The sequence below is a fragment of the Methanobacterium formicicum genome, assembly GCF_029848115.1.
Classification (GTDB): Archaea; Methanobacteriota; Methanobacteria; order Methanobacteriales; family Methanobacteriaceae; genus Methanobacterium; species Methanobacterium formicicum.
Genome location: NZ_JARVXG010000033.1, coordinates 2501 through 6807 on the forward strand (window position 1 = coordinate 2501; position 4307 = coordinate 6807).

At 40.7% G+C, this 4307-nt stretch carries 3 protein-coding genes (1 of these 3 cut by a window edge); 2 read left to right on the plus strand and 1 reads right to left on the minus strand.

The window, feature by feature from the left end; translation table 11 throughout:
• On the minus strand, window positions 1-314 hold the beginning of the coding sequence (locus QC759_RS02905) for an SPL family radical SAM protein (protein ID WP_277897522.1). The gene continues 526 nt to the left of window position 1, outside the view; the window shows 314 of its 840 coding nt (coding positions 1-314); it begins with the start codon at window positions 312-314; its stop codon lies off the left edge, out of view.
• A gap of 119 nt (window positions 315-433) precedes the next feature.
• On the opposite strand from QC759_RS02905, the gene QC759_RS02910 reads away from it, so the two are divergent.
• Window positions 434-1525, plus strand: coding sequence for an archaeosine biosynthesis radical SAM protein RaSEA (locus QC759_RS02910; RefSeq protein ID WP_048072324.1), 1092 nt, complete (start codon window positions 434-436; stop codon window positions 1523-1525).
• Between the two features lie 245 nt (window positions 1526-1770).
• Window positions 1771-4307 (plus strand): PocR ligand-binding domain-containing protein (locus QC759_RS02915; RefSeq protein WP_279844977.1); only part of this gene is annotated, 2537 nt, incomplete at its 3' end.

Below are 4307 nucleotides of genomic sequence, written 5' to 3' on the forward strand. Positions count from 1 at the left end.
GGAGAACGGGTGAGTAGGTGCAGTGGAAAACGGAACCTTAAGATGATGATCAACAGTTCCCGGGTGAGTCTCAGATCCTCTTCCACCGGGAGATAGGGATCGGTAGCGGAGCCAAAAGCTATGAATCCGTATTCTCTTTTTCTTGCCCTGTTTTTGAGCTGTTTAACCAGTACTTCTGGTGCATTTATCTTAGCAGCCAGGCCCGGCACCTGGTTCTCACCATACTTACTTCCCCGGGTGTAACAGTACACACAGTTAAAGGAACAGTTGGAATAGGGGTTTAGGGAATAGCCTGATAAGAACCAGTCATCCACATGTTTCTGTTTGTTTAAAACTGATTTGACCCGTATTTTTCTGACCAGTTATCTCACCTGAATTAATTATGGAACTTACTATACAAATTATATTATAGGGATTCTATAACTTTAACCACATGACCACTCAGCAACCCCTAGAGAACATGCTTCACGACATCCGAAAAAAAGCACTTAAACGAGTAGATAAAAAGCCTCCCCGTGAATTAGCAGCCAGCTGGTCCGGAGATGACTTACTGTATTCCGGCCCGGGTCGGACCATATTCATAGTTCTGCCCACACCAGGATGTGCCTGGGCTTTATCCGGATCAGGAGGGTGTAGTATGTGCAGTTACATTGCAGACTCTCCTCTGGAAGAGGTTTCCACAGAAGAACTGGTGGAAATTTTCAAACAACAATTACAGAGGCAAATTGAGAATCAGGAACTTGCCGGACCCACGGCCATTAAGATTTTTGTCTCGGGTAGCTTCCTGAATGAAGAAGAAATACCTCCTCAAGCTCGGCAGGAAATATTCCGGATCATAAATGCCTATGATGACGTGGAAGAAGTGGTGGTTGAGTCCCGACCAGAATACGTCACTGAAGATATAATAAGAGACTGCTGTCAGTTGATTCCAGAGAAGATATTTGAAGTGGCCATGGGACTGGAAAGTGCCTCTGATGAAATTCGCCTGTCCCGAATAAACAAAGGATTCACCAGAGAAGACTTTGAAAACGCCATGCAAATCATAAACCGGGTTAAATCTAATTTTAAAGTACAGGGCAAAGTTTATTTACTGGTAAAGCCGGTTTTAACCTCAGAAAAAGAAGCAATTGAGGACGGAGTTAGATCTGCACAGTACGCCGCAGAAATGGGAGTGGGCCGGATAGCCTTTTGTCCTTCCACCATACACAAGGGGACTTTAATGGAAGTTTTATGGCGTCGCGGGTCTTACCAGCCCCCCTGGATATGGAGTACTCTGGAAATTATAAGACGTGTGCGTGAATCAGTTGAAATCCCGGTTATAATGGACACTGCAGGATTTGGAACCCGTAGAGGGCCTTACAATTGTAAAAAATGCAACTCTAAATTAAAGAATCTGATTATTGAATCCAACATTAACCAGACCATTCCTCCAGAAATAGAGTGTGAATGTAAACCAAAATGGGAAGCTGATGTTAAATTCTCAGAAGTGACTAGGTCAACCACAAACCTGGTTAAAAATCGATGAAAAGTTTTATCACAACTAATTTTTTTTAACCGGAAGATTTTATAGGGTATTATACCTTAAAAAGTGGAAATCCTATATTAATGAAGAATATATTATCAGATAAAAGTAGATTGCTGTTTAGTTATTGATTATCCTCATTAATTAATATTTTAGAATCTATCTGCCAGACTTTTCCAAATATATTTAAGATATTGTTACCTAATGATTATTAACTTTGGTAAGCTTTACAGTGTGAGGGGGAGTATTTGGCTAAAATTCTAATCAACAGCAACACAGAGATAGATCTCGAAAAAAACCTTCAATCCATTGGTCATCAAATATTCTACACCGATTCACACCATAAAATGGTTGGGGTGGAAGCTGAAAAATTAAACGTCGACCTTGTTTTAATGAATATTCCTCCAGAATGGTCTGATGCCCAAGCTGAAGGGGATGAACTGACATCGAACATATTTAATTCAAATGTACCCCTTATTCCCTTAATTGACTTAAAAGGACAATCTGATTTTTTACCAATTCATAAACATATATTAGCCAATGCAACCCATGGTTTCATGTTAAAAAATGATTCAGAACCTTATAATTTAAGTCAATTGAGACATATGATTGATATTGCTATTTATAAACATTCAAATACCCTGAATCAAGATTTGAATAAAAAATGCACCCCATCAGGGGAAAGTAATTTAAAAAATCTTTATGATGAAATCCCCCTTCCCTACCAATCTTTGGATGCTGACGGTAACTTCCTGGAAGTGAATCAGATGTGGCTGGATACCCTGGGCTATTCACGGGAAGAGGTTATTGGAAGATGGTTTGGTGACTTCCTGACTACCGATTGTTTGGATATATTTAAGAGTAAGTTTCCAAGGCTTACTGCCGGAAGAGTTCAGGGTCAGGAATGCGAACTTATCAAAAAGGACGGTTCCACCCTCCATGCTCTTTACCACGGTAAAGTGAAATATGGGGATGATGGGAAATTTAATAATCTTCAATGTATCCTTCAGGATACTAGCTTAAGTAAAAAAACAGAAGAAGCCCTCAGAGAGAGTGAAAAGAAATTCCGTACCTTTGTTCAGCAATCATTAGATGGTATTGTTTTGCTTGATGAGGAAGGGCGCGTAATTGAATGGAATAAGGGATACGAAAAGATCACCGGCATGAAAAAAGAGTCAGCCATTGGTAAATTGTTTTGGGAGCTAAAATATCAGTTAACACCCCCCGAAAGGAGGACTCTGAAGCGATTAAAACATCTGATGAAACTGCAGCTTGAGGCCCTTGAAACCGGCAGAGCACCATTCTTGAGTCAAATTCACGAAACAGATTTAATACGGACTGATGGAGAAATTCGTTACATTGAACAGGTGGCATTTCCCATTAAAACCCGTTTAGGGTATAGGGTTGGTTACGTTACCCGTGATGTCACCCACCGCAAGCAAATTGAAGAAGCACTGGAAAAAAGAATTGTGGCCCTTAGCAAGCCCATCTCTAACACCGAAGAGATACGTTTCCAGGACCTTTTTAATCTCAAGGATATCCAGGAGATACAGGACCTTTTCGCCGAAGCTACCGGGGTGGGGTCCATCATCACCCAACCCGACGGGACTCCCATTACCAAACCAAGCAATTTCACCAGTTTATGTTCCCTGGTTCGTGGTACAGCTAAAGGTGCCCAGAACTGCTTTAGATCCAATTCCTGTGTCGGTGGAAACTCGGAAGAGATCTTGATAAGGAAATGTTTTAGTTCGGGATTATGGGAATCAGGAGCCAGTATCAATATTGGGGGGATACACATTGCCAACTGGTTAATTGGCCAGGTGCGTAATGAAGCACAGAAAGAGGATGAAATAGTAGCCTACGCCCATAAATTAGGTTTAAAACCAGAAAAGTTTATCAGTGCATTTAATGAAGTTCCGTTAATGTCCACCGATGATTTTAGAAAAATTGCCGAGGCTCTCTATGCTTTTGCCAACCAGTTATCCTCTCTGGCCTATCAAAATGTTCAACAAACCCGTTTCATCCGTGAAAGGCAGAAAGCGGAAAATGCGCTGCAGCGATCATTACAGGAAGAGGAAATAACCAACCAGGTTGTGAGCCAGCTTGTTGGTGCATCCAAAACTACTGAGATCTATCAAATTATTGGTGAAACAATAAAAAAACTGCTACCAAATTCTTATGTGGTGATTAGTAGTATTGAACCTGATAAAAAGGGCATGAGTATCTTAAAAACCTTTGGTTTAAAGAAGTATCGCCAGGAAATGGAGGGTATTCTGAAGATCAATCCCATTCCCACCAGATTCCCAGTGCACAATGGTTTTATCCCGGAAATGGATGATTTCTTCGCTGATCATCTTCAAGAATTAACCCCGGAAATCTACAATTTAATTTTTAAAATAATTTCTCCCCGGGTTTTCAGGAGGATTGAAAGACTGCTGGATGTGGGGAAATTTTATAATATAGGGTTTTACTGGAATAAACAGCATTATGGTGGTTTAACCATTGCCCTTCCAAAAAACCAGTCCCTTGAACATGAAAAAACAATAGAAACTATTGTGAACCAGGCCTCGATTGCATTACAACGTTCTTACGCAGAAAAGGCAATTAAGGAGTCTCTGGAAGAGAAAGAAGTTCTTTTAAGGGAAATTCATCACCGGGTTAAAAATAATATGCAGATTATCAGCAGCCTCCTGAACCTGCAGAGGCAACATGTATCCGGGGAAGAAACACGAGACGTTTTAAAAGAAAGTCAGGGAAGGGTTAAATCCATGGCCATGATCCATGA

Excerpts from the sequence above, each read along its gene's own strand:
- QC759_RS02910 (WP_048072324.1), top strand. The coding sequence starts at position 434 with ATGACCACTCAGCAACCCCTAGAGAACATGCTTCACGACATCCGAAAA.